Annotated in this window: 25 protein-coding genes and 1 pseudogene; 18 read left to right on the top strand and 8 right to left on the bottom strand. The window is 35.0% G+C overall.

Features of this window, described 5'->3' with window-relative positions:
* Positions 1–40: 40 nt before the first annotated feature.
* The 3 genes from NSQ08_RS12590 (at position 41) to NSQ08_RS12580 (ending at position 1,739) form a co-directional block, all read left to right on the top strand.
* Positions 41–271 (top strand): hypothetical protein, encoded by a 231-nt coding sequence (locus tag NSQ08_RS12590; protein ID WP_000789035.1) that lies wholly within the window; start codon positions 41–43, stop codon positions 269–271.
* Positions 272–654: 383 nt separating this feature from the next.
* Positions 655–1,146: an ankyrin repeat domain-containing protein gene (locus NSQ08_RS12585; RefSeq protein ID WP_002127784.1), complete on the top strand. Its 492-nt coding sequence runs from the start codon at positions 655–657 to the stop codon at positions 1,144–1,146.
* A complete protein-coding gene (locus NSQ08_RS12580) occupies positions 1,143–1,739 on the top strand; it encodes a DJ-1/PfpI family protein (RefSeq protein WP_033709175.1) in 597 nt (198 codons plus the stop codon). Before NSQ08_RS12585 ends, NSQ08_RS12580 begins: the two co-directional genes overlap by 4 nt.
* Before the next feature lie 49 nt (positions 1,740–1,788).
* Here NSQ08_RS12580 and NSQ08_RS12575 read toward each other — a convergent pair whose 3' ends face one another.
* Positions 1,789–2,715, bottom strand: coding sequence for an aldo/keto reductase (locus NSQ08_RS12575; RefSeq protein ID WP_033709176.1), 927 nt, complete (start codon positions 2,713–2,715; stop codon positions 1,789–1,791).
* A gap of 288 nt (positions 2,716–3,003) precedes the next feature.
* Here NSQ08_RS12575 and NSQ08_RS12570 point away from each other — a divergent pair, with 288 nt between their 5' ends.
* From NSQ08_RS12570 to dltD, 7 genes are all read left to right on the top strand, one after another.
* A complete protein-coding gene (locus NSQ08_RS12570) occupies positions 3,004–3,360 on the top strand; it encodes an FtsB family cell division protein (RefSeq protein WP_002085024.1) in 357 nt (118 codons plus the stop codon).
* Positions 3,299–3,574, top strand: coding sequence for a hypothetical protein (locus NSQ08_RS12565; RefSeq protein WP_002136778.1), 276 nt, complete (start codon positions 3,299–3,301; stop codon positions 3,572–3,574). The genes NSQ08_RS12570 and NSQ08_RS12565 overlap by 62 nt, the downstream gene beginning before the upstream one ends.
* 88 nt (positions 3,575–3,662) lie before the next feature.
* Positions 3,663–3,989, top strand: coding sequence for a DUF3870 domain-containing protein (locus NSQ08_RS12560; RefSeq protein WP_002012954.1), 327 nt, complete (start codon positions 3,663–3,665; stop codon positions 3,987–3,989).
* 104 nt (positions 3,990–4,093) lie between these two features.
* On the top strand, positions 4,094–5,155 hold the full coding sequence (locus NSQ08_RS12555; protein WP_002032592.1) for a dipeptide epimerase: 1,062 nt from the start codon (positions 4,094–4,096) through the stop codon (positions 5,153–5,155).
* Positions 5,156–5,194: 39 nt separating this feature from the next.
* Positions 5,195–6,196 carry a C40 family peptidase gene (locus NSQ08_RS12550; protein ID WP_340775259.1) on the top strand — a complete coding sequence of 334 codons (1,002 nt, stop codon included), beginning with the start codon at positions 5,195–5,197 and terminating at the stop codon, positions 6,194–6,196.
* Between the two features lie 20 nt (positions 6,197–6,216).
* The gene (locus NSQ08_RS12545; RefSeq protein ID WP_002032594.1) at positions 6,217–7,839 is read left to right on the top strand and encodes a peptide ABC transporter substrate-binding protein; all 1,623 of its coding nucleotides are present in this window, start codon (positions 6,217–6,219) and stop codon (positions 7,837–7,839) included.
* A gap of 335 nt (positions 7,840–8,174) precedes the next feature.
* A complete protein-coding gene (dltD, locus tag NSQ08_RS12540; RefSeq protein WP_340775255.1) occupies positions 8,175–9,356 on the top strand; it encodes a D-alanyl-lipoteichoic acid biosynthesis protein DltD in 1,182 nt (393 codons plus the stop codon).
* A 47-nt stretch (positions 9,357–9,403) separates the two neighbouring features.
* Here the strand turns inward: dltD and NSQ08_RS12535 are convergent, their stop codons facing one another.
* Positions 9,404–9,628 carry a hypothetical protein gene (locus NSQ08_RS12535; RefSeq protein WP_002032598.1) on the bottom strand — a complete coding sequence of 75 codons (225 nt, stop codon included), beginning with the start codon at positions 9,626–9,628 and terminating at the stop codon, positions 9,404–9,406.
* A gap of 148 nt (positions 9,629–9,776) precedes the next feature.
* Between NSQ08_RS12535 and NSQ08_RS12530 the strand changes: the two are divergent.
* A pseudogene (locus NSQ08_RS12530) lies at positions 9,777–10,278 on the top strand (DinB family protein).
* A 25-nt stretch (positions 10,279–10,303) separates the two neighbouring features.
* On the opposite strand, the gene NSQ08_RS12525 reads toward NSQ08_RS12530, so the two are convergent.
* Together NSQ08_RS12525 and NSQ08_RS12520 are read right to left on the bottom strand one after the other, a co-directional pair.
* Complete coding sequence (locus tag NSQ08_RS12525; RefSeq protein WP_002032601.1) at positions 10,304–10,909, bottom strand: DedA family protein; 606 nt, start codon at positions 10,907–10,909, stop codon at positions 10,304–10,306.
* A 345-nt stretch (positions 10,910–11,254) separates the two neighbouring features.
* Complete coding sequence (locus NSQ08_RS12520) at positions 11,255–12,019, bottom strand: DUF1836 domain-containing protein (protein WP_002032602.1); 765 nt, start codon at positions 12,017–12,019, stop codon at positions 11,255–11,257.
* Positions 12,020–12,276: 257 nt separating this feature from the next.
* Between NSQ08_RS12520 and NSQ08_RS12515 the strand changes: the two genes are divergently transcribed.
* From NSQ08_RS12515 to NSQ08_RS12505, 3 genes are all read left to right on the top strand, one after another.
* Positions 12,277–12,726 carry a hypothetical protein gene (locus tag NSQ08_RS12515; protein WP_002032604.1) on the top strand — a complete coding sequence of 150 codons (450 nt, stop codon included), beginning with the start codon at positions 12,277–12,279 and terminating at the stop codon, positions 12,724–12,726.
* The gene (locus NSQ08_RS12510) at positions 12,714–13,022 is read left to right on the top strand and encodes a YxcD family protein (protein WP_000447767.1); all 309 of its coding nucleotides are present in this window, start codon (positions 12,714–12,716) and stop codon (positions 13,020–13,022) included. Before NSQ08_RS12515 ends, NSQ08_RS12510 begins: the two co-directional genes overlap by 13 nt.
* A gap of 156 nt (positions 13,023–13,178) precedes the next feature.
* Positions 13,179–13,901 (top strand): hypothetical protein, encoded by a 723-nt coding sequence (locus NSQ08_RS12505; protein ID WP_002142100.1) that lies wholly within the window; start codon positions 13,179–13,181, stop codon positions 13,899–13,901.
* Positions 13,902–13,970: 69 nt separating this feature from the next.
* On the opposite strand, the gene NSQ08_RS12500 is transcribed toward NSQ08_RS12505, so the two are convergent.
* The 4 genes from NSQ08_RS12500 to NSQ08_RS12485 all read right to left on the bottom strand — a co-directional run bounded on the left by NSQ08_RS12500 (position 13,971) and on the right by NSQ08_RS12485 (position 17,548).
* Positions 13,971–15,215: an NAD(P)/FAD-dependent oxidoreductase gene (locus NSQ08_RS12500; protein ID WP_340775244.1), complete on the bottom strand. Its 1,245-nt coding sequence runs from the start codon at positions 15,213–15,215 to the stop codon at positions 13,971–13,973.
* On the bottom strand, positions 15,212–15,544 hold the full coding sequence (locus NSQ08_RS12495) for a (2Fe-2S)-binding protein (protein WP_340775241.1): 333 nt from the start codon (positions 15,542–15,544) through the stop codon (positions 15,212–15,214). The genes NSQ08_RS12500 and NSQ08_RS12495 overlap by 4 nt, the downstream gene beginning before the upstream one ends.
* Positions 15,541–15,813 (bottom strand): (2Fe-2S)-binding protein, encoded by a 273-nt coding sequence (locus NSQ08_RS12490; RefSeq protein ID WP_002012972.1) that lies wholly within the window; start codon positions 15,811–15,813, stop codon positions 15,541–15,543. Before NSQ08_RS12490 ends, NSQ08_RS12495 begins: the two co-directional genes overlap by 4 nt.
* A 73-nt stretch (positions 15,814–15,886) precedes the next feature.
* On the bottom strand, positions 15,887–17,548 hold the full coding sequence (locus NSQ08_RS12485; RefSeq protein WP_340775236.1) for a sigma-54 interaction domain-containing protein: 1,662 nt from the start codon (positions 17,546–17,548) through the stop codon (positions 15,887–15,889).
* Positions 17,549–17,729: 181 nt separating this feature from the next.
* On the opposite strand from NSQ08_RS12485, the gene NSQ08_RS12480 reads away from it, so the two are divergent.
* Genes NSQ08_RS12480 through dapA form a run of 4 tightly spaced genes read left to right on the top strand, consistent with a single transcriptional unit; the run spans position 17,730 to position 21,796 of the window.
* Entirely contained in the window at positions 17,730–18,905 is a 1,176-nt protein-coding gene (locus NSQ08_RS12480; RefSeq protein ID WP_340775234.1) for an NAD(P)/FAD-dependent oxidoreductase, read from the top strand.
* Entirely contained in the window at positions 18,902–19,939 is a 1,038-nt protein-coding gene (locus NSQ08_RS12475; protein WP_256485526.1) for a proline racemase family protein, read from the top strand. Before NSQ08_RS12480 ends, NSQ08_RS12475 begins: the two co-directional genes overlap by 4 nt.
* The gene (locus NSQ08_RS12470; protein WP_340775229.1) at positions 19,936–20,877 is read left to right on the top strand and encodes a proline racemase family protein; all 942 of its coding nucleotides are present in this window, start codon (positions 19,936–19,938) and stop codon (positions 20,875–20,877) included. Before NSQ08_RS12475 ends, NSQ08_RS12470 begins: the two co-directional genes overlap by 4 nt.
* Before the next feature lie 22 nt (positions 20,878–20,899).
* Positions 20,900–21,796, top strand: coding sequence for a 4-hydroxy-tetrahydrodipicolinate synthase (dapA, locus tag NSQ08_RS12465; RefSeq protein WP_340775226.1), 897 nt, complete (start codon positions 20,900–20,902; stop codon positions 21,794–21,796).
* Positions 21,797–21,803: the final 7 nt, after the last annotated feature.

The following is a 21,803-nucleotide window of genomic DNA, read 5'->3' as shown; positions in this document are numbered from 1 at the left end:
CTAAAATCATTTTTTTATATAAGGAGTAAGAAGTAGGGATATGAAAAATATAGATTTTATACTAGAAAGTGATGAAACATTAAAACCGTCAGAACGATTAGTACTATTATTATTAGAGAAGCATAGAATGTTATATACGAACGATCTATTAGCTCTTTCAAATTTATCATATAAAACATTAACAGATTCACTAACAGCACTCGTTTTAAAGTCTTATGTTTTAAAGGATACAGGTAAGGGAAGAAGGCAGAATTGTTATAGATTAGTATGATAAGTGTACTGCTATAGATTCTTGTCACATATGTATTTTTTAAATGTAAGGATAAATTCCATTTTTATTTTCAAATGATAAAAACTATTAATTTAAGTAAATAGCCGGTTTTGATATGTAAAGAGTTTATGGCTGCTAAATATATAATTTCATTTCATTTTTATTAATGTTTATTAGTTGTAAGTGAAAATGATATTTTTTTAAACAAATATAAAAATGAAATTAAAAAACAACCTACTCATTAGAGTCGGTTGTTTTTTTATTAGGATAGCGAATTATAAAAATAATATTATTATGTAAACTTAATTATTTAGAAAGGAACATGTGATTATTAATGGAATTTATTAAGGGGTACTTAATATTTGTATACATGGAGGTTCATTATGGAACAAATCATATCAATATCACAAGCAGTCATAAGAGGGGAAAAAGAAAAGGTAGTAGAAATCATTAATACGGATCCAAGTGTTGTTAACTCATTTAGTGAAGATGGATGGACACCGCTTCACTTAGCTGCTTATTTTGGACAGAAAGAAATTGCAAGTTTCCTTTTAGAACAGGGAGCAGAAATACATATTAGAGCAAAAAACGAAAATGAAAATACACCTCTTCAAGCAGCAATTGCGAATAAGCAAAGCGAGCTTGTAGCTTTCTTAATTGAAAAGGGATCAGATGTGAATGCTGTGCAAAGTGGTGGCTGGACAGGACTTCATGAAGCGGCGTTATTAGGAAATGAAGAAATCATTATATTACTTCTTGAAAATGGTGCTAATAAAATGATTAAGAAAAATGATGGGAAAACCGCATATGATATTGCTTTAGAAAAAGGGTATGAATCCCTATTACATCATTTGCAAGAGGAAGTGAGCTTATGATTAGCCACTGGAATGTAGGGATTTTTCTTTTTAATGAAGTGGAAGTGTTAGATTTTGCGGGTCCATTTGAAGTGTTTTCCGTTACAGCAACAAGTGAAGGTCAACTATTTACAGTTCGTACTGTTAGTCAAGATGGAGAAATGGTTACAGCGAGAAATGGATTAAAGGTACAACCGGACTATAGTATCGAAAACTTGCCTCCAGTTGATATTTTAATTATTCCTGGTGGGTTAGGTGTTAGAGAAAACGAAATGAAGAATGAAATAATAACAAATTGGATCCGCGAGCAAATGAAAGAAGTAAAGTTAATGACTTCTGTTTGTACGGGTGCGCTTTTACTTGCGAAAGCTGGATTACTCGATGGCTTCAAAGCGACAACACATTGGGCAAGTATTGAAAGTTTTAGAAATGATTTTCCGAATGTGGAAGTATTAGAGAATGTAAAGTTTGTAGATGAGGGGCATATTATTACGTCTGGAGGAATTTCAGCTGGAATTGATATGTCATTTCACATTGTGAGAAATTTGTTGGGTGCTCGGGTTGCTGAAGAAACAGCGAAGATGATGGAATATGATATTGATTTACAATATTAAAAAGTAAAACAAGACCAGCAGTTGGATATTTCCAGCTGCTGGTCTTGTTTTATATTGACTGAATATGCGCTAATTCCTCATCTGTAAGAATCGGACGGATAGACGAGTCTGCATTTTCTTTCGCTTGTTTTTCTGTTTTTGCGCCAGGAATTGCGACCGATACCGCTGGATGAGTGAGGACATAACGAAGTGCAAGTTGCCCTAAGGTTTGATTTTCATTTGAGAGTAATCGTAGTTTCTCTACTTTTTGTAAATCTTCTTGAAACCACTTTTCTTTTGGCCATTCTTTGCGTAAATCTCCGTCAAGAAAAGTTGTTTTATTTGTAAATTTTCCAGTTAATATCCCCATTTTTAAAGGGCCGCGTATAACAGCTCCTAAATTGTTCTCCTGTAGGTAGGGCAGTATGTCGTTTTCAGGTTTTCGGTTTAATATGTTGTAATCAAGTTGCACAACATCAATTTCATTGTTTTTATTGAAGTGTTTTATATATTGTATGTCGTGAGTTGAAACACCAACAGCTCTTACTTTTCCGTCCCGTTTTAATATTTCAAATGCTCGTAAAAATGCTTCTGTTTCTTCTTGTTTATCCCACCAAATGTGACAGAAATAAACATCAATATAATCTGTTTCTAGGCGCAGTAAGCTAGTTTCAAATACTGCGATCACTTTTTCTGCAGTATTATAAACAGGCTCTCCACTTGGATCATAGTGATGCCCAATTAAACCGCCTTTCGTTGATAAAACGATATTATTACGGTGCTCTTTTATCGCTTGAGTTACTAACCTTTCACTATGTCCTAATCCGTATACATCAGCAGTATCAATAAAGTTTACGCCACATTCAATTGCTTTCTTCATAGCGGTTATAGATTGTTTGTCGTTAACAGGACCCCATTCATCGCCGCCAATCGCCCACGCTCCAAAGCCAATTTCAGAAACAGTAATTCCAGTTTTACCTAATGTACGGTAGTGCATCATTTTTCCTCCTTGTAAGCATGTTATAACATCGGTATGCAAAACTAGAATTTATATGTGTAAAAATGTTTTCTACAATTGGGGAAAAAGAATAACATAAACTACTATTTTATAGCAGCATAAATAAAAATTCTCATTTTAAATACAGAGATGTCGTCGAACGCTATCTCTAATTGGTTAATTTGTGAGATTTTTTTGTGAAGGAGGTTATTTTATAAGAATAGAATTTAAGTTAGTAAGAGATCGTGCCTATGGTAGTGAGAAAATATGGGTTAGGGGGATTTGAAAATGAGGAAACTCAAAAGAGTCAATGTTCCTAATATACCAGAGCAACTATCACAGCCTAACGACAAGCGAACTATAAATAAGAAGAAGTTAAGGCGTTTTATTTTCATGTTCATTTTTATTGCTGCGACTACTTTGTACGTTCAATATATTTTAACGAAACAACAAGAAGTAATTAATGGCAAAAAAAATACAATAACAAATCAAAAGAAACAATTAGTTTCTTTAAAGAAAGATCAAGGTTCTTTAAAGACTAACATTGAGAATTTAACCGATAATGAAGAAGAGATTTTAAAGTTTGCTAGAAAAGAGTATCAATTTTCTAAGTCAAACGAAACAATATTCGTATTGCCAAAGTGAAGTGGTGGAACAGTTAGCGATAGCTAACTGTTTTTTGATGTATGAGGGAAAAGTTGTTTGTAGTGTGAATGTCATGGTACAAGGAGCAATGACATATTGTAAAAATGAGAAGTTTGAGCCAATTTTAATTGTTTTAAGAGATTTTCATAATTATGGAATATATGTCAAAATAAATATTGTTAAAATTCTGTCAATTGTATATAATACAAGGTAAGCGGATACATTTTTTAATCAACGTTGAGTTAACAGCTTATACGTCTGTTAAGAAAACCGTTATCCTCGTATAAGAAAGGAAGATAGCTGTGTACGCTTCAAATACAATTTACGTCGTAGGGGATGCGAAAGCACCTCAAAATAATCCCATTACCGAAAAGTTCAAAAGTTATTTTGTAGCATTTGTACTTGAGAAGGATACAGGGGAAATTGTAGATGCAGATTGCTCAGCCACAATTGCATTAACATCTCAATTTGTTAAATATTTGTTTCTACATAAAAATATTAATGACCCAGCATTAGTAACAGAAATAAAAAATCGGTACTTCGGTTCGTCTCAAAAGGCGCTACTTGTAGCGCTAAAGGATGCACAGAAAAAATATAATCAGATCGCTGCTTTGTCTACCCATTCATAGACAAAATCCAGCCGTAAGAATCTTCTTATGGCTGGATTTTTTTGTTTCGTATTAACGGAAAAGCCACCCGGATATTAAAGTATCACTCTATAAACAATGAAAGGATGAACAAAATGAAAATTACCGATGTGAAGGTAAACCGCCGACATGTAAAGCTTCATACACCGTTTAAAACTGCGCTTCGCACTGTAACGGAAATCGAAAGTATAGATGTGTTTATTCATACAGATGAAGGGATTGTTGGAAAAGGAGCTGCTGCAGCAACACCGGTTATTACAGGTGATTTTGCCAACGGGATTGAGGAAGCAATATTAGGGCCAATTCGCTCCGTATTAGTTGATAAAGATGTGCTGCAATTTCAAACGTTATTGTTACACATTCAAATGAGCTGTATAGGAAATACAAGTGCGAAAGCGGCGGTAGATATGGCTTTATACGATGTATATTGTCGATTTCACAACATACCGTTATATGCATTGTTAGGTGGGAAGAAAGAGATTCATACTGATATTACAGTAAGTGTGGATGAGCCTTTATTAATGGCAAAAGAAGCGAAAAAGCATATCGAAAAGGGATTCCAAACATTAAAAATTAAGGTGGGTAAAGAGGCACATTTAGATTTAGAACGCATAGAGGCAATTCGAAATGTAGTACCAAAGAATACGACGTTACGTTTAGATGCAAATCAAGGATGGAAACCGAAAGAAGCGGTTTCTATTATTAGAGAAATGGAGAATAGAAATTTAAATATAGAATTTGTAGAACAACCAGTTCATGCGAAAGATTGGGAAGGATTAAAGTACGTGAAGGACAATGTACAAACGCCTATTATGGCAGATGAAAGTATGTTTTCGGCAAGCGATGCATTAAAGATTGTCCAAGGAGGATATGCAGACCTACTTAATATTAAATTAATGAAATGCGGCGGCATACGAGAAGCATGGAAAATTGCAGATATTGCGGAAGCAGCAGGTGTGAAATGTATGGTTGGAAGTATGATGGAACCTTCACTTTCAGTTAGCGCTGTTGCCCATTTAGCTGCGGCACATCCGAATATTCATTACTTTGATCTTGATGCACCGTTATGGTTAGTAGAAGAGCCAGAAGGGATGACTTACACTGGTCCAAAGGTAAACCTACATTCTATAGTGAATATACAATCTTAGAGGTAGTACCTAGTAAACTATCTTATAAGGGGGATATATATGAAAAAAGTAGGAACTGCATTTTTAACAACTTTATTTATATTTTCATCGTTTACTTCGGTGAATGCTGAAGAGAAGAAGGATAGTAAAGCATTTATAGATGTATCTGCTGCAACGTTATGGACTGCACCAGATTCATTACGACCAATTGATGCACCGAGTGCGACAAATCCAGTTGATTTATGGAAGTGGACGAAATCAATGACGCTAGATGAGAAGCTTTGGTTAACGAGTGCAAATAAATTAGAAACGCAAGCGCTACTCGGTCAAGAAGTAACGGTTGTTGATAAGAAAGGTGACTGGGTGAAAGTGTTAGTCCACGGTCAGCCAACACCAAGAAACGAAGTAGGTTACCCGGGATGGATGCCCGAAAAACAATTAACGTATAATCAGGAATTTGCAGATAAATCAAACGAAGCTTTTGTATTAGTAACGAAACCGACAGCAATTGTATATATTAACCCTTCTGAAAAACATAAATCGCTTGAAGTCAGTTATAATACGCGTTTACCGCTATTAAGTGAAGATACGATCTCATACCGCGTATTGTTGCCAAATGGTCAGAAGGCGTGGCTACGGAAAAATGATGGAACTGTTTACCATTCTCAAAATGATATTCCGACTCCAACCGCTGATGACTTAATAAACACCGGAAAAATGTTTTTAGGATTACCGTATATATGGGCTGGTACAAGTGGTTTTGGATTTGATTGCTCTGGATTTACACATACGCTTTATAAATCACATGGCATTACAATACCGAGGGATTCTGGGCCACAATCAAAAGCAGGAATTGCGGTTGATAAAGAAAACCTACAAAAGGGCGATTTAATATTCTTTGCACATAATCAAGGAAAAGGTAGTGTTCATCACGTTGCCATGTATATTGGTGATGGAAATATGATTCACTCTCCAAAGGCTGAAAGATCGGTAGAAATTATACCGCTAAATACACCAGGATATATAGAAGAATACGCTGGTGCTCGTCGTTACTTACCTTAAAAAAGATAGGGGGGCTTTATATGAAAAAGGTTGTTCGCTACTCATTAGTGAGTACTCTACTTGTATCTTCATTTTTAGTAGGCTGTGCTAAAGAAAAAACAGCTACAAAGCCGAAAGCTGAGAAGAAAGTATTACAACTACTAGAAACGGGTGAAATTCCATCATTAAATTCAGGGAAAGTAACAGATGCGGTATCATTTAACGTTTTGAATAACGTAATGGAAGGGTTATTCCGTTTATCGAAAAATGATGAAGTGATTCAAGCGGGAGCACAAAAATATGAAGTGAGTAAAGATGGTAAGACATATACATTCCACTTACGTGATGCGAAATGGTCTAACGGAGATCCAGTAACAGCTCATGATTACGTATATGCTTGGAAGCAACTTATAAATCCAGATACAGCCTCTCAATATGCATATATCGCGTACGATGTGAAAAATGCGGAGAAGATAAATAAGAAACAATTAGGCTTAGAAGAATTAGGTGTGAAAGCAAAGGATGATAAAACGTTCGTTGTAGAGCTGGAACATCCTGTACCGTATTTTACGAAACTACTCATTTTACCATCTTTCTATCCAATCAATGAAAAATATGCGAAGGAGCAAGGCGATAAATACGGATTAGAAGCAAATAAAGCGATATATAATGGGCCGTTTACATTATCAGAGTGGAAGCACGAAGCGAGCTTTACAATGAAGAAAAACGATAAATATTGGGATAAAAAAGAAGTGAAGTTAGATGAAGTAAACTATCAAATTGTTAAAGAAATTTCAACTGCGGTAAATTTATATGAGACAGATAAAGTTGATAGAGCTGTCATTTCAACAGAATTTGTAGATAAATATAAAAATAATAAAGAGTTGAAACAATATACAGATCCGGTTATGTATTTCTTCCGTTTCAATGAAAATGTGCCGATTCTTAAAAATAAAAATGCACGTCTTGCGCTAAGTACAGTGTTTGATAAAAAGGGCTTGGCGACATCATTTTTAAATGACGGATCAGTTGCTGCGAATTACTACGTACCAAAAGGATTCTTAAAAGGACCAGATAAGAAAGATTTTAGAAGTACGGCAGGCGAGTTTAATAAGACGGATGTAAAACAGGCAAAGGAATATTGGGAAAAGGCGAAGCAAGAGACAGGCACAAATGAAGTGACGTTAGAACTATTAAACTATGACTTAGAGAACTTTAAAAAAGTAGGCGAATATATAAAAGAACAGCTTGAGAAAAACTTACCAGGGCTAAAAGTAAATGTGAAATTACAACCACATACGCAAAAACTAGCATTAGAGAAGAAAAAAGAATACGAAATGTCGTTATCACGTTGGTTACCTGATTATCCAGATCCAATGACATACTTAGAAGTTTTCCTTTCGGGAAGTACCGTAAATAATACAGGATATGCAAATCCAGAGTATGATGCGTTAATTAAGAAGATTAAAACAGAGTTAGGTAATGATGAAAAAGCTCGTTGGAAAGCACTACAAGATGCGGAAAAAGTGCTCCTTGATGATGCGGTAATTGCACCAGTATTCCAGCGCGGTCTTTCTTACTTACAAAAACCATATGTGAAAGAATTATATGTACATCAATTCGGTCCAGCTACAAGTTTAAAATGGGCAGATGTACAAAAATAAAGTGATGGAGAAACAGACTTCACGTATGTGATAGTCTGTTTTTTCTTATAGCTTCAAATGAATTATAGACATTTTATAAGTTTTTTCATCGCTTAAAAATAAAATTATTACATAAATTAAAGTGTGAAATTTATGTAGAATCTTGTATAATTAACATGTTTCTTTGGAAGCATTTTCTTGCGCTATTTGTATAGGACTTAATAGAGCAAGGGAGGAAATACATACATGTATATAATAGATAAATAGAATGGAACATGTATAGAAAAAAGGAGAAAAATGATGACGTGTCATAAACAAGGGTTACAATTTATTCGTAATAGAAAGAGGAATAAACGATGAAGATGAAGCATGCTTTTGGTCCAATTATTTTAGCGTGTCTACTCTTTTTCATTGTATTGCTTATTCCATCTAAGAGTTTAGTATCATTAATAAGCGATAAAAAGATAGAAGATGCAGCAACTTCCTTACAAAAAGAGAAATTACAAAGTGTTTTCTTGCAACAGAAAATGTTAGAGAATTCGCAGTATTTACCGATGTATGGTTCATCAGAGTTTTTACGAATGGATGCATATCATCCATCTAACTATTTTAAAGTAAATCCAGCAGGTTTTACTCCATTTTTAATAGGGACTGGTGGTACGCAAAGCTTGGCTCATATATTAAATATGACGTCTACAATGGATGAATTAGAAGATAAAAAGGTAGTCTTTGTTCTTTCACCACAATGGTTTACAAAAACCGGTGTATCACAAGGGGATTTTACAAATAATTTCTCCAAACAACAAGCCTATCACTTTATTTTTAATGACGAAATAAAGCCTGAAATGAAGAAAAAAATCGCGAAACGTTTACTAGATTATAAAGTTGTTCGTAAGGATGCGATATTAAATAGTTCGCTAGAAAGTATTGTATATAACGATACAAAACATAACATAAAAGCCGGACTAGCTAAACCGCTAGCGTATATGTACCGGAACATTTTAGATCATCGAGATTTATTTAACTCTCTATTTAAGATCGAACCGATGAAAGAGGAAACAAATATGGGATTACGTTCGCTTTCTTGGGAAGATGCACGTAAACATGCGGAACAAGAAGGTAAAGTAGGATCCACAACAAATAAATTCGGAATTGAAAATCCATATTATTATAAACATAATTTAAAGAAAAAATTAAAAGGTTTAAAAAACTTTAGAGCAAATGAATCGTATGATGATTCACCAGAATATGATGACTTACAAATTGTTTTAGATCTTTTCAAAGAAAAAAATGTAAAACCACTCTTTATTTCTGTGCCTGTAAACGGACCGTGGTATGATTACGCTGGTTTCCCAAAAGAACGTCGTGATGTGTATTACAATAAGGTTCGCGATCAAGTCGAGAAAGCAGGATACCCAGTAGTCGATTTTTCTAGCCATGAATATGATAAGTATTTCTTAAAAGATACAATTCATTTAGGCTGGAAAGGATGGATCTATTTTGATGAAGCAGTGCAGAGGTTTTACTCTGAAAAATAATGCATAAACAATAGAAACAGGAATGGCAATAAAGCCGTTCCTGTTTTTTAGTATAGAGGATTTTGGTGTGGGCAATTTGGAAAGGCGTGTATATCTTGAATTTGTCTAAAGTCATAATGTTTCATGGCGAACTGGGCTTGGTAAAGGTATTCGTAAACAAATAATTGATTATTTTGAACACCGCATAAAACGCCGGATGTCCCTTGCCCATTAATGAGAGAAACACCAACAGGGCGTCCGATTAAGTATGGTACTTTTTGCTGCCAATGCATAGGGAATCAATCCTTTTTGAGTTACTATACGTATTTTATGGTGGAATTGTTGCTTATCCATGTAAATCTTAGACTGGAGGGGTTTTTATGTAATGTCTAGAAGTTATATATGAATCGATTATTAGTGTGAAAGAGGAAGGAATGAATTATGGAGAAAGAAAGTATTCTAGAAAAAAAGTTAAGTCTAATAGATTGGTGCCAAACGTTGAAGTATGTAACTAAAATGATGTATGGTTAAACCTTTTAGAAAAGGTTCATGGGGAACCGCGGATGTGATTTCACATTTAATCGTTTGGGATGAGTTTTTAATGAAGTTTAGAATTCCATACTTTATAAGCGGACAATCTGTACCCAATGTTCCAACAGGTGTTGAGGAAATGAATGATGGTGCAATAAAATATGCGAGATCCGGTATTTCAAAAGAAGAACTATTAGATCAATTCAGCTTTACTCGTAAACAATTAGTAGACCAAATTGAGCGAATTCCTGCTCGTAATTTTAATAATGACTATCAATTTGGTACAAAAAAAGTGAGGTTAAATAATTATTTTCCATCACTCATTCAGCATGACTTAAAGCATAAAGAAGAAATAATGCAATTTCTAATACATAATCAAGCCTATAATAAAAACCGCTATAATTCTAAATGAATTTATAGCGGTTTTTATTATAATCTTAAGCAAGATTTTTACGTTTTTTTGTCCACTTTTTTATTACGAAATATAAAAGTATAAGTACAACGCCACCGATAGCGAACGATTTCACATACGGTCCAGCAATATCGTTAATATTCTCCCAATTTTCACCTAGTTTCTCACCTAAATAAATGAAAATGATAGACCAAGGGATGATCGCAAGTGCTGTTAATGTAGTGAAACGTAGTAATGGCATTTTTGTAATACCAGCAGGAATTGATATCGCATGACGAACGATAGGAATGAAACGTGCAGTGAAAATTACGCCAGTTCCGTAACGATTAAACCAATCTTCAGCAGCATCCATTTGTTTTTTATGTATGAATATATACTTACCGTAACGTTCTAATACAGGGCGACCACCATATCGACCAATCCAGTAAACAAAGATTTGGGCAATAACACCACCAATTGTACCGAATATAACTGCGCCTACAAATGAGATACTACCATTGAATACTAAGTATCCCGCATAAGCAAGGACAATCTCACTTGGAATAATTTCAATCATAAGTCCAAGCATTATGCCCCAATAACCTAATCCCTCAAAAAATGTTAATACTGAATGAATAAAACTACTTAACATTGTTGCACCTTCTAATTTATAAATTTTGAATATAAGCCCCTTTATTTAATAACATAAAAGGTTCACTATATGTAGATTATACCTTATTCATATAGGGGATTGCCATTTCAATTCTTTTATGTCTCTCATAAGTATTATAGTAAAGGATATAAGCCATGTTTTCATGAAGAGATAATGAAAAGATTATTAAAAATTTCTCATATATTAGTGAGAATAAAGGTGTCTACATAAAATTTTTTTAGTCTCCGAAAAAGTTCATGAAGGGCAATTTCGAATTTCATGTGAGCTTAATAGTACAAAAGATATATTGATATAAAAAAACAGGAGCAAATCTGCTCCTATTTTTTACGGTTTCACTTCTAAATTTTGTAAAAATAAAGTTGCTGTTACGTAACGTTTCGCTAACATTTGTACATATGCGGTATGTACAGAAAGGGTGGCGATAATAATGGCGTTACGAATTGCTTCGCGTTGTTCGTTATTAATTTGATCGAACTTACTTGCTATTTTATCAGCTCTTTCTTTCACGATATTTTCAATTGTATGGATTGTGTCTGTTGCATTTAATTGTAAGCAATTCCCTTGATTGAGTTCTTCAAATAGAGAAGAGTATGCTCCGTACAAATGAACAGGATTGATTAAGTCATCACTTCGATCGGCTGGGTCATTTACGATAAGACGTAATAGCTTACGAATAGATTCAAAATCAAGCGCTGTTTTTAAATCTTCGACAATGAATAGTAATGCTGCTTGTTCGATTGAGTATTTTTTCCCTTTTTGAGGGGAGCCAATCATTTCTTTTATATCTCGTTTCACCCAGTTTTGCATAGCAGTTACAGAGAAACTCGTGTTTTCAATCTGATTGCCAAGCGCAACTATTTCATTTAAAGAAAAACCGACATCTGTATCGTCAATCTTAATCAATTTTTCAAAAATAGGTGAAAGTGCGGTTGTAATAAAAGCAGTAACGCTTTGTCCGCTTTCAATATCTTTTTTATGTGACTTTGCCCAAGCTTCTTGTAAAATGCCGAGAGGCTTCTTCGTATTCCATCCTCTTAGTGATAGAAGGAGCGTTGCCATTTCGTTTCGTGTGAGATGAAATGTTTCCATCTTTTCACCTCCAAAATTATAAAAAGTTCTTATGAACTTATAATATGTTTTGTTTCATTTAAAGTCAATTCCGTTTTGCTTAATTTTTCCTATGTCATGAAATTGTCGTAAGTAAATAATGCTTGCATATTTCGACAAAAGTTCATATAATAAGTTCATAAGAACCTTTAAAATGGTTTTAAAACAAATCTATCATTCTGAATTTACTAGAAAGGTAGATTTCACATATATCTATATAAAAGGAGAATGGATATAATATGTTGAAAAAACTTGTAGCAGTAATGACAGCATTCATGGTTATCTTTGGGGCTAGTAGCTTTATGTTCGTAGATCATGCGGCAGCGAAAAGTTACAAATCTGGTAAAAAATCATATACACCAAGTTCAGGTCAAAAGTCAAAAGTTGATTTAAACAAAAAAGATTCTAATGTGAATTCACAAAAAACGACAACTGATTCAAAAACAAAAGCAACAAACACAGCGCCAAAAAGTAATAAAGGTGGCTTTATGAAAGGCTTATTACTAGGTGGTCTTGGTGGTTTACTAATGGGTAGCTTATTTGCAAATATGGGAGCACTTGGTTCTGTATTAGCGTTTATGGTAAATATGTTAGTAATGGCTGGTATCGTAATGTTAGCAGTTCGTGCATTTAAATACTTCAAAGATCAACGTAAGAAAAAGGCAGATGAAGTAGCATGGAAACAATAAAAATTTCTGAACAAGAACTTATAAATGCGCTTTGCGTATATATCGCTGAAAAAAGACAAGTTGGTCCAGAAGAAGTTTCAGTTGAACTAATGTATGATGATGACTACGGTTTCTCTGCAGAAGTAGAGGTAAATGGTCGCCAGCAAATTTTAATTCAAGCAAACTTAATCGAAGCACTACGCTTGTTGCTTGATCGAGAATACAACGTCAATTCATTTGCAGCAAGATTGCAACTTGAATTAGATGATGAAGAAGGCATCTACGCATTAGCGAAATTTAATAATAATGAACAATAAAACTGTTAGAGCTGTATGCTCTAACAGTTTTTTATTTGGATTAATATTGTTAGTATGTTTCCTCTTTTGGGATAAAATCCAATTATTAATAAACTAATGAATTGGTAAAAACATGTTATTATAATCAAGAATATTTTATGTTAATAGGAGGATATAATGAAAAATAAATTATTAGTAGCATTAGCTACGGTTTGTTTATCTTTAACTGCTTGCAATTCAACAGAACAAACGAAAGATGTACAAGCGAACGAAAAGAAAGATAATAATGTGGAACAACAAACTGGAACTACTAGTCCGAAAGCTAAAGAAATAACAGAAAAAAGTACAGTGGAGAGATTATCTCAAGATCATAATGTGTCATTAGAAGGTGATGGTGAGAATTCTTCTGACTTTTTTGAATTGAAATCTGGATTTGTCATTGCTGAGGTAGAACATACAGGAGAAAGTAATGCGATTCTTGAGTTGAAAGACGAACAAGGTAATGACGCTGGTTCACTTTCAAATTTTATTGGTAATGGAAAAGAAAAAAGGTTAGTTCTCATAAAAAAGAGCGGTAAATATTTCATTAATCCTACAGCGGATGGTCATTGGAAAGTTAATATGTCACAGTCTATTTCAATGGATAAAGTAATAACAACTCCGGGAACAATTAGTGGCCATGGATCTGATGCTGTTTTTGTAAAACTTGAAAAAGGCTTGAAAGAGTTACATGGTGTACATATGAACGGTGAAAGTAATTTTATTGTTGAATTAAATGATAGTATAGTATTTAATGAAATTGGTGCAGCTGATACAACGAAAAAAATGCCTGTAAAAGAAAACGGTATACATATATTCACTATTCAAGCAGATGGTGATTGGACAATTGAAGTGAAATAATTTGAAAAGCTCCTCTTATTGTTGTTGATAAGGGGAGCTTTTTGTTATAAAAAGTGTAGTATAAGTATATTAAATAATTTCTTGTTGCTTATATGAAGTATCCTTTTTAGAATGAAAATCACGCCAAAGTTCATTCATCTTCCGTCTACCAACATCAACCATCGGATTAAACTGAATCGCAGCTTGTTGACGCACAGTGTGGACATTTTGAATTGCTTGTTGCAAGTGTTGTTCAACCGAATTGGATGTTTGAATTGCTTGCTTCACGATTGAATATCCAGCGACAGTACCTTGTGCCATCGCGATTTTTCCGCTTTCAATTCCGGTAATATTTCCAGCTACAAATAAACCTGGAAGAGGGGTTTCCATTTCTTCTGAATGAAGTGGAACATGTCCGCCTAATTCTGGAATGTAATGGAAAGGGCATCCTGCTACAGCGGCAAGCTCAGCAAGCGGATATAAACCTCCGGCTATACAAACGAAGTCAGCCTCATATATCTTTTCTGATCCATTAATAATATTTCCTTTAGAATCAATGTTAGCAACACGAACACCTTCAACTTGTTCCGCTCCGATAATCTCAAGTGCAGCTTTACGAAGATGAAGCGGCGTCCCGTTTATTTTCATGCCGCTATTTGGATAAAATGTTAATCCAGCTTTTCGAATCCAATCATATTTCATAAAACGGCTACCTATACGTAGGAAGGGAGATGGGGCGAGGTGAGCCGCATTTAAGAGTGAGTTTAAAACTTCTTCTGGTTCACCGGCCTTTTGGCTTAATTCGCTTTTTTCAGGGAGTACAATATGATCCACTGTGATTCCAGCTAATTGCAATTCGTTTAAAATGGCGAATGACAAAATATTAGCACCGATAATGATTCCTTTTTTACCAACTTGAACGCGGTGAACATTTGTCATAACTTGAGCTGCTCCAATTGACATAACTCCTGGAAGTGTCCATCCAGGAAGGGGAATGGAATACTCAGCAGCCCCAGTAGCAATTAGTACGAACGGTGCTTCTAGCGTCCCGATATTTGTATGCACGAACCAAGACCTCTCATCTTCATCTAAGTTATATACGGAAACACCGCACCGAATATCGACTGAAAGGGATTTTGCTTCTTCATGAAGGCGCTTTGATTCTTCTATTCCGTTCCACCATTCCCCAGTAGGCTCTTGATGCAACTGTCCTAACAATCTCCCGCCCGGCTTCATAAATTCATCAATAACAAGTACGTTAAGTCCAAAACGTGCACAAGAGATGGAAGCTGATAATCCTGCTGGTCCTGCACCAATAATAATTACATTGATCATCGCTTTTTCACCATCTCTCTCACGATATTTGGATGCTGTTTTCCGCTGTCAACAACCATATCGTTTTCAACTACAGTTAAGCAAGCTCGTACATTTGTTTGATTGTTTACAGTCACGCGGCATTCTGAACAATGCCCGATATTACAATAAATACCTCGCGGAGTTCCGCTATCTTCATGCACTCTTAACGTTCTTATTCCGTTTGCAAGTAGAGCGGCCGCTATCGTTTCATGTTCATATGCTTCGTATTGTTGACCGTTAAATTGAAAAGTGATGTGCTGATTATTATTTAAACTATCTAAAATAGGGTGATGTGTAATTCTACTCATTGATTGTCACCTACCGCTCCAAAAGTAACAGCACGCACTGGCGGTTGATATTTTAATGGAATTTCATTTTGGGATATGTTAGGATTCGCATTTTCTACCATTCGTTCTATCGTCATTCTACATGTTCTACCGCCGCAAAAACCCATACCAGCACGTGTTCTTAGTTTTAGCTCACGAGCTGAGCAATTATATTCAGCAATTGTCGATTGAAGTTGTCCGTATGTAACTTCTTCACAACGACAAACAATTAAGTTCTCTTTATTCGTCATATGTATTCCTCCTCTAGTTCGGTTTACACAAATTATTATGCAAAAACTATGCCAATATAGAGGAGGAGAGGGATTATTGTAACCCCAGTCTTTTTAAACGATTATATAAAGTGGCTCTTGTTACGCCAAGTTGTTTCGCACATTCTAATTTATTACCATCTAAAATGCGTAAAGCTCTTTCAATTACCTTTTTCTCGTGCTCATCCATTTCTTCTTGTAAAGAAAGAATCGTATTATTGTTGCTGAGTAATAGGGATTGAGCTGTATGATTGTCTAAAGTTTCATTTGTATGAAATGGTAAATATTCTTGTTTAATAATGCCGTCTGTCGCAAATACGACGAGTCTTTCAACTACGTTTCGGAGCTCGCGAATATTACCAGGCCAATTGTAATGAAGTAGTTCATGCATAATATTTGAAGGTAAGTCTCGAATAGGCCTGTTATAGTTTATTGAAAAATCGTTTAAAAAGGAGTACGTCAATTCGATAATATCCTCTCGTCTTTCGCGCAGCGGTGGAATAAGCAAGCTAACTACATTTAAGCGATAGTATAAATCTTCTCGGAAAGTTCCTTTTCTCATTTCTTCTTGTAAATCACGGTTTGTAGCAGCGATAATGCGGAAATCGATATTAATTTCTTTTTCTCCACCAACTCGGTAATACTTTCGTTCTTGCAGTACACGCAAAAGTTTCACTTGCATATCGAGAGGCATTTCTCCAATCTCATCAAGGAATAAAGTACCGCCTTGCGCGAGCTCTATTTTCCCTTTCTTCCCTTTACTATTTGCACCAGAAAACGCCCCGCGCTCGTAACCAAATAATTCACTTTCAAATAACGCTTCAGGAATTGCACCGCAGTTAATTGAAATAAACGGGGCATTCGCTGTCTCACTTGCTTCATGAATTGCTTTCGCAAACACTTCTTTTCCAACTCCGCTTTCGCCGAGTATTAAAACCGTGGATTTTACTGAACAAACCTTTCTAGCTAATTGAATCGTTCGTTGTATAACAGGGCTTTTTCCATTCATCGCAAGGAAAGGATCGGATGTATCTTTATATTTTGCTACTTCTTGTTCTAATCGGTGCATTTCATGCGACATATTAAATAGTTTTTCATTCAAAGCGACTTGATTTGTAACATCAGTTTCAGAAACGACTGCTCCTATAATTTCATTGTTACAATAAACTGGATTTGAATTAATTAATACGAACAAATCCGGACGAGGCTGATGGAACTGGGCGATTATGCTTTTTCCGTCATGTAATGATTGTAAAATTTCTAAATCTTTATAATCAAAAAAACGTGTAATCGGTTGCCCGATAATTTCGTTATATTTGACTGAAAAGATTTTTTCAGCGCCATCTGTCCACGTACGAACGCATTCTTTCTCATCAATGACGGTAACAGAAGAATCAGTCGTTTGAATGACAGTGTTATAAAAAGCTAGCAGATCATTGTAAGACTTATAAAGAAATGGAATCATTTGTTGAGCAGTTACACAGCATATAGGATCTAGATTTTCGTTCACAATTACAACTGCCGAATTGTTAGAAAAAGCTTCGATTAACGTAGTGAAAGAGTCCTCTTCATAAATAACTGCGCAACTACATTCTTCAGTAGATGAAGGAAGGTAATAAAAATTTTCACCTTCCTGTTTCATGTGCTGAATGGTGCTTGTACGATCAATTGATAAAATTTTTATAAACTCTTTTATTGTTGGAAATGAAAATGTCATAGTGTCCTCCTGGTATGTATAAAAATTTAGACAGTGATAAAGAAATAATACACCTATTTACGATAAATTTAAAATATTTTTACAAATAAATTTATTTTATATAAATATTTATGTGTGTAGAGTTGGCACACCAATTGCATAAATAGAAAGTGAGAGATTTAGGAGAAAGGAGGAGTGCTATGTGAGGCACTGTGACGTTTTAATAATAGGCGGTGGAATTATAGGATGTTCTATCGCTTATTACACATCAAAATTCGGAAGAGACGTAACAATCATTGAAAAAGGGGAATTTGTCAGTGGGACGTCTTCACGGTGTGACGGGAATATTTTGGCTATTGATAAAGACCCAGGGTTTGATAGTCAAATGTCGTTAGTAAGTCAAAATTTAGTAACTGAATTAAGTGAAGAATTGGAGCACTCATTTGAATATAGAGCGCCAGGAAGCATTCTCGTTTGTGAATTAGACGAAGAGATGGAGGCAGCGCAGCAATGGGTAAATCGTCAAAAAGAGGTTGGTTTACCATTTCGAATGCTTGATAGGCAAGATATAAAAGAAGAATCACCATTTTTTGCAGATGATTTATTAGGCGGTTTAGAATGTGCAACGGATTCAACTGTAAATCCATATCTTCTTGCTTTTTCACTTCTTGCAGAATCGAAGAAATTTGGTACAAAAGCTTTTAATCATACAGAAGTTAAAGAAGTGAAAAGAGATATAGACGGTTCCTTTATTGTAGAAACAACAAATGGAACGTTTACTGCGAAGCAAGTTGTGAACGCAGCCGGTGTGTGGGCTCCTAAAATCGGACAGATGTTAGATGTGAATATCCCAATTGAACCGAGAAAGGGACATATTATTGTAGCTTCAAGGCAACAACACGTTGGCTGCCGTAAAGTAATGGAATTTGGTTATTTAATTTCTAAATTTGGTGGAAAACGAAAAGTGGATGCTTTAACTGAAAAGTATGGGGTGGCACTTGTATTTGAACCGACAGAAAGCCAAAATTTTTTAATTGGTAGTAGTAGAGAGTTTGTAGGTTTTCATACGAAGATAAATAACGAGGTTATTAAATGTATTGCGAATAGAGCAATTCGTTTTTATCCGAAAATGGCAGATATGATGGTGATTCGTTCATATGCTGGATTACGCCCGTGGACAGAAGATCATTTGCCGATAATTTCACGAGTGGAACATATTCCGAACTACTTTATAGCAGCAGGACATGAAGGTGATGGAATTAGTCTTGCGGCAGTTACTGGGAAAGTGATTGAAGAGTTATTAAATGAAAAAGAAACAATCATTCCTATTGAACCACTTCGTTTGAGTCGTTTTACAGAAAGGGTGTTAAACGGATGAGGTCACAAAGAGTCTTTACGACGATTGATACACATACCGGCGGGAATCCAACGAGGACATTAATTAGCGGACTTCCTAAGTTAATTGGAGAGACGATGGCAGAGAAGATGTTACATATGAAAAGAGAGTATGACTGGATTCGGAAATTGTTAATGAATGAACCTCGTGGTCATGATGTAATGTCAGGGGCATTATTAACAGATCCATGTCATCCTGAAGCTGATATAGGTGTTATATACATAGAGACAGGTGGATATTTGCCGATGTGTGGCCACGATACAATCGGTGTATGTACAGCTTTAGTTGAATCAGGTTTAATTCCAGTAATTGAACCGGTTACTTCTTTAAAGCTAGATACACCAGCTGGCTTAGTTGAAGTAGATATTTCTGTTCAAGATGGGAAAGCGAAAGAAGTCTCCTTCTGTAACATACCAGCTTTTTTACTGAAAAATATTTCTGTACACGTCGAAGAAATTGGAACTGTAGAGGCTGATATTGCGTATGGAGGGAATTTTTATGCCATTATCGATGCGAAGTCAGTAGGTTTAGAGTTAGTACCAGAAAACGCATCTACAATCATTGATAAGGCTATTCATATTAGAAATACAATTAATGAGAAGTTTGAAATCATTCATCCGCAGTATTCGTTTATAAGAGGATTAACACATGTTGAATTTTATACAGATCCTACTCATGTAAGTGCGCATGTGAAAAATACAGTTGTTGTTCCGCCAGGAGGAATTGATCGATCTCCATGCGGCACAGGAACATCAGCGAAGTTAGCTGTATTATATGCTCATAAAAAAATTGATATCGATGAAGAATTTGTTCATGAGAGTATTGTAGGTTCTTTATTTAAAGGGTGTGTTATGAATACAACATATGTAGAAAATATTGAAGCTGTAGTAACGAAAATTACGGGATCAGCTTGGCTTATGGGTATGCATAGATTTTTTTACAATGAAAAGGATCCACTTAAAGAAGGCTTTTTGCTAATTCCGCCGATGGAACATGAAACGGAGGATGTAAAATGAACATTCAAAAAATGTATACAGCAGTAGACGTACACGTAAATGGCGAGGCATTTCGTGTAATGAAAGACGTACCATGTAAATACTACTACAGTTTGGAGCAATTAAACGAACAATTTTCAGGTGAATTAGCAGAAGAAATGAAGCTTTTATTAAATGAACCACGTGGTTTTATCGGTTTAAATGGATCTATTGTCGTTCCTTCTATTCATAATGAAGTGGATGCAGCTGTATTGTTTTTTAATCATGAAGGATCCATTCCTCTTCATTACGGAGGCATTGTCGCAGTAATAACGATGTTACTAGAAAGCGGGTATTTAAAAAAGAGAGAGTCTAATCAATACAAAATCGAAACGCTATCTGGCATATTTTCAGTGAATGCATATGTAGAGAATGATGAAGTTGTATCTGTTTCGTTTGAAAGCAAACTATGTTATATGATTGAGAAAAATTTAAAGGTTGGTAATATAAGTTACTCTCTCATACAGGCAGATAAAGTATATGCAGTTGTAGAAAAGGATACGTATTCGCCAGAAATCAGTATTGAAAACATCTCTAAATTAAAAAAATGGGGTGAAGCTACACTTCAAGCTATACAAAAACAGTCATTAATAAAAAGACTTATTTTAGTAGATTCTATGCAAAAAGAAAAGAACCATATAAAGTCGATTACATTTCATGAAGATAACTTTATAGTACGTTCACCAGGTTTTGTTTCTACTATTGTGTCTTATGTTCATACATTATTTAAAAATGATTATATAGCGGATAAACCTTTTAGAAATGAAAGTATTTTTAATAGCTTTATAACAGTAGAAAAAGTGAAGAAAGAAGAACTCGGATACATTTTTCGATTTGAAAGTAGAGGGTTTATTACAGGTATGCAAACATTTATATTAGATCCTACTGATCCGTTTCCAACAGGTTTCTTATTAAAATAATATGTTAAAGGGAGAGATAAAGATGCAAAAAATTAAAGGGGCATTTCCAGTATTAATAACACCGATGGATGAATTTCAAGAGATTGATTGGAAAGGCGTAAAACAAAACGTAAACTACTTTATTGAGCAAAAGGTAGCTGGAATTATTATTAATGGAAGTACAGGGGAATTTGTTAGTTTATCAAAAGAAGAACGATTTAACATGGTAGAAACAGTATTAAAAGAAGTTGATGGCCGTATTCCTGTCATTGTTGGAACTGCTGCAGAGACGACGAAAGAAACGATTGAATATACGAAACATGCAGAAGCACACGGAGCGGATTGCGCATTAATTATAAACTCTTACTATTGTAAACCGAAGGAAGAGGAGATTTATTTTCATTTTAAAGAAATCTCAAACGCTGTAAATATACCAATTATGCTATACAATAACCCATTTACTTCTGGTGTTGATATGAGCACAGAGTTAATGCTCCGTATTGGAAAAGAGTGTGAAAATGTTACACATATTAAAGAATCTAGCGGAGATATTCGAAAAGCGAGAGATTTAGTAAGACAAGGTGAAGGTGCTTTCCAAGTCTTCTGCGGATCTGAAGATTTAGTTATGGAATCTTATTTAGTTGGTGCATCGGGATGGGTTTCAGTAGCCGGAAATATCGTTCCAGGACTCGTTACGAAAATGTATGAGCATTTTCAAAATGGTGAATTAGAAAAAGCGTGGGAAATGAACGGTGCTATTTTACCTCTTTGTGAGTTTCTTGAAGGATCAGGAAAGTATGTGCAAATCGTTAAACGTTCAATGGAATTACATGGGCAAGTCGGAGGACCTTCACGTTATCCGAGATTAGGATTAACTGAAGAAGAAGATCAAAAGCTTCAAACGATTTTATCAGAAATTGCGGCTCATGCAGCTGTTTAAATAAGGA

It is taken from the genome of Bacillus sp. FSL E2-8887, assembly GCF_038007205.1.
Taxonomy (GTDB): Bacteria; Bacillota; Bacilli; order Bacillales; family Bacillaceae_G; genus Bacillus_A; species Bacillus_A mycoides.
This window is presented reverse-complemented; position numbering and strand designations above follow the sequence as displayed.

Coding starts and splice junctions, on each gene's coding strand:
- NSQ08_RS12590 (WP_000789035.1), top strand. CDS start 41: ATGAAAAATATAGATTTTATACTAGAAAGTGATGAAACATTAAAACCG.
- NSQ08_RS12585 (WP_002127784.1), top strand. CDS start 655: ATGGAACAAATCATATCAATATCACAAGCAGTCATAAGAGGGGAAAAA.
- NSQ08_RS12580 (WP_033709175.1), top strand. CDS start 1,143: ATGATTAGCCACTGGAATGTAGGGATTTTTCTTTTTAATGAAGTGGAA.
- NSQ08_RS12575 (WP_033709176.1), bottom strand. CDS start 2,715: ATGCACTACCGTACATTAGGTAAAACTGGAATTACTGTTTCTGAAATT.
- NSQ08_RS12570 (WP_002085024.1), top strand. CDS start 3,004: ATGAGGAAACTCAAAAGAGTCAATGTTCCTAATATACCAGAGCAACTA.
- NSQ08_RS12555 (WP_002032592.1), top strand. CDS start 4,094: ATGAACAAAATGAAAATTACCGATGTGAAGGTAAACCGCCGACATGTA.
- NSQ08_RS12550 (WP_340775259.1), top strand. CDS start 5,195: ATGAAAAAAGTAGGAACTGCATTTTTAACAACTTTATTTATATTTTCA.
- NSQ08_RS12545 (WP_002032594.1), top strand. CDS start 6,217: ATGAAAAAGGTTGTTCGCTACTCATTAGTGAGTACTCTACTTGTATCT.
- dltD (WP_340775255.1), top strand. CDS start 8,175: ATGAAGATGAAGCATGCTTTTGGTCCAATTATTTTAGCGTGTCTACTC.
- NSQ08_RS12535 (WP_002032598.1), bottom strand. CDS start 9,628: ATGCATTGGCAGCAAAAAGTACCATACTTAATCGGACGCCCTGTTGGT.
- NSQ08_RS12525 (WP_002032601.1), bottom strand. CDS start 10,909: ATGTTAAGTAGTTTTATTCATTCAGTATTAACATTTTTTGAGGGATTA.
- NSQ08_RS12520 (WP_002032602.1), bottom strand. CDS start 12,019: ATGGAAACATTTCATCTCACACGAAACGAAATGGCAACGCTCCTTCTA.
- NSQ08_RS12515 (WP_002032604.1), top strand. CDS start 12,277: ATGTTGAAAAAACTTGTAGCAGTAATGACAGCATTCATGGTTATCTTT.
- NSQ08_RS12510 (WP_000447767.1), top strand. CDS start 12,714: ATGGAAACAATAAAAATTTCTGAACAAGAACTTATAAATGCGCTTTGC.
- NSQ08_RS12505 (WP_002142100.1), top strand. CDS start 13,179: ATGAAAAATAAATTATTAGTAGCATTAGCTACGGTTTGTTTATCTTTA.
- NSQ08_RS12500 (WP_340775244.1), bottom strand. CDS start 15,215: ATGATCAATGTAATTATTATTGGTGCAGGACCAGCAGGATTATCAGCT.
- NSQ08_RS12495 (WP_340775241.1), bottom strand. CDS start 15,544: ATGAGTAGAATTACACATCACCCTATTTTAGATAGTTTAAATAATAAT.
- NSQ08_RS12490 (WP_002012972.1), bottom strand. CDS start 15,813: ATGACGAATAAAGAGAACTTAATTGTTTGTCGTTGTGAAGAAGTTACA.
- NSQ08_RS12485 (WP_340775236.1), bottom strand. CDS start 17,548: ATGACATTTTCATTTCCAACAATAAAAGAGTTTATAAAAATTTTATCA.
- NSQ08_RS12475 (WP_256485526.1), top strand. CDS start 18,902: ATGAGGTCACAAAGAGTCTTTACGACGATTGATACACATACCGGCGGG.
- NSQ08_RS12470 (WP_340775229.1), top strand. CDS start 19,936: ATGAACATTCAAAAAATGTATACAGCAGTAGACGTACACGTAAATGGC.
- dapA (WP_340775226.1), top strand. CDS start 20,900: ATGCAAAAAATTAAAGGGGCATTTCCAGTATTAATAACACCGATGGAT.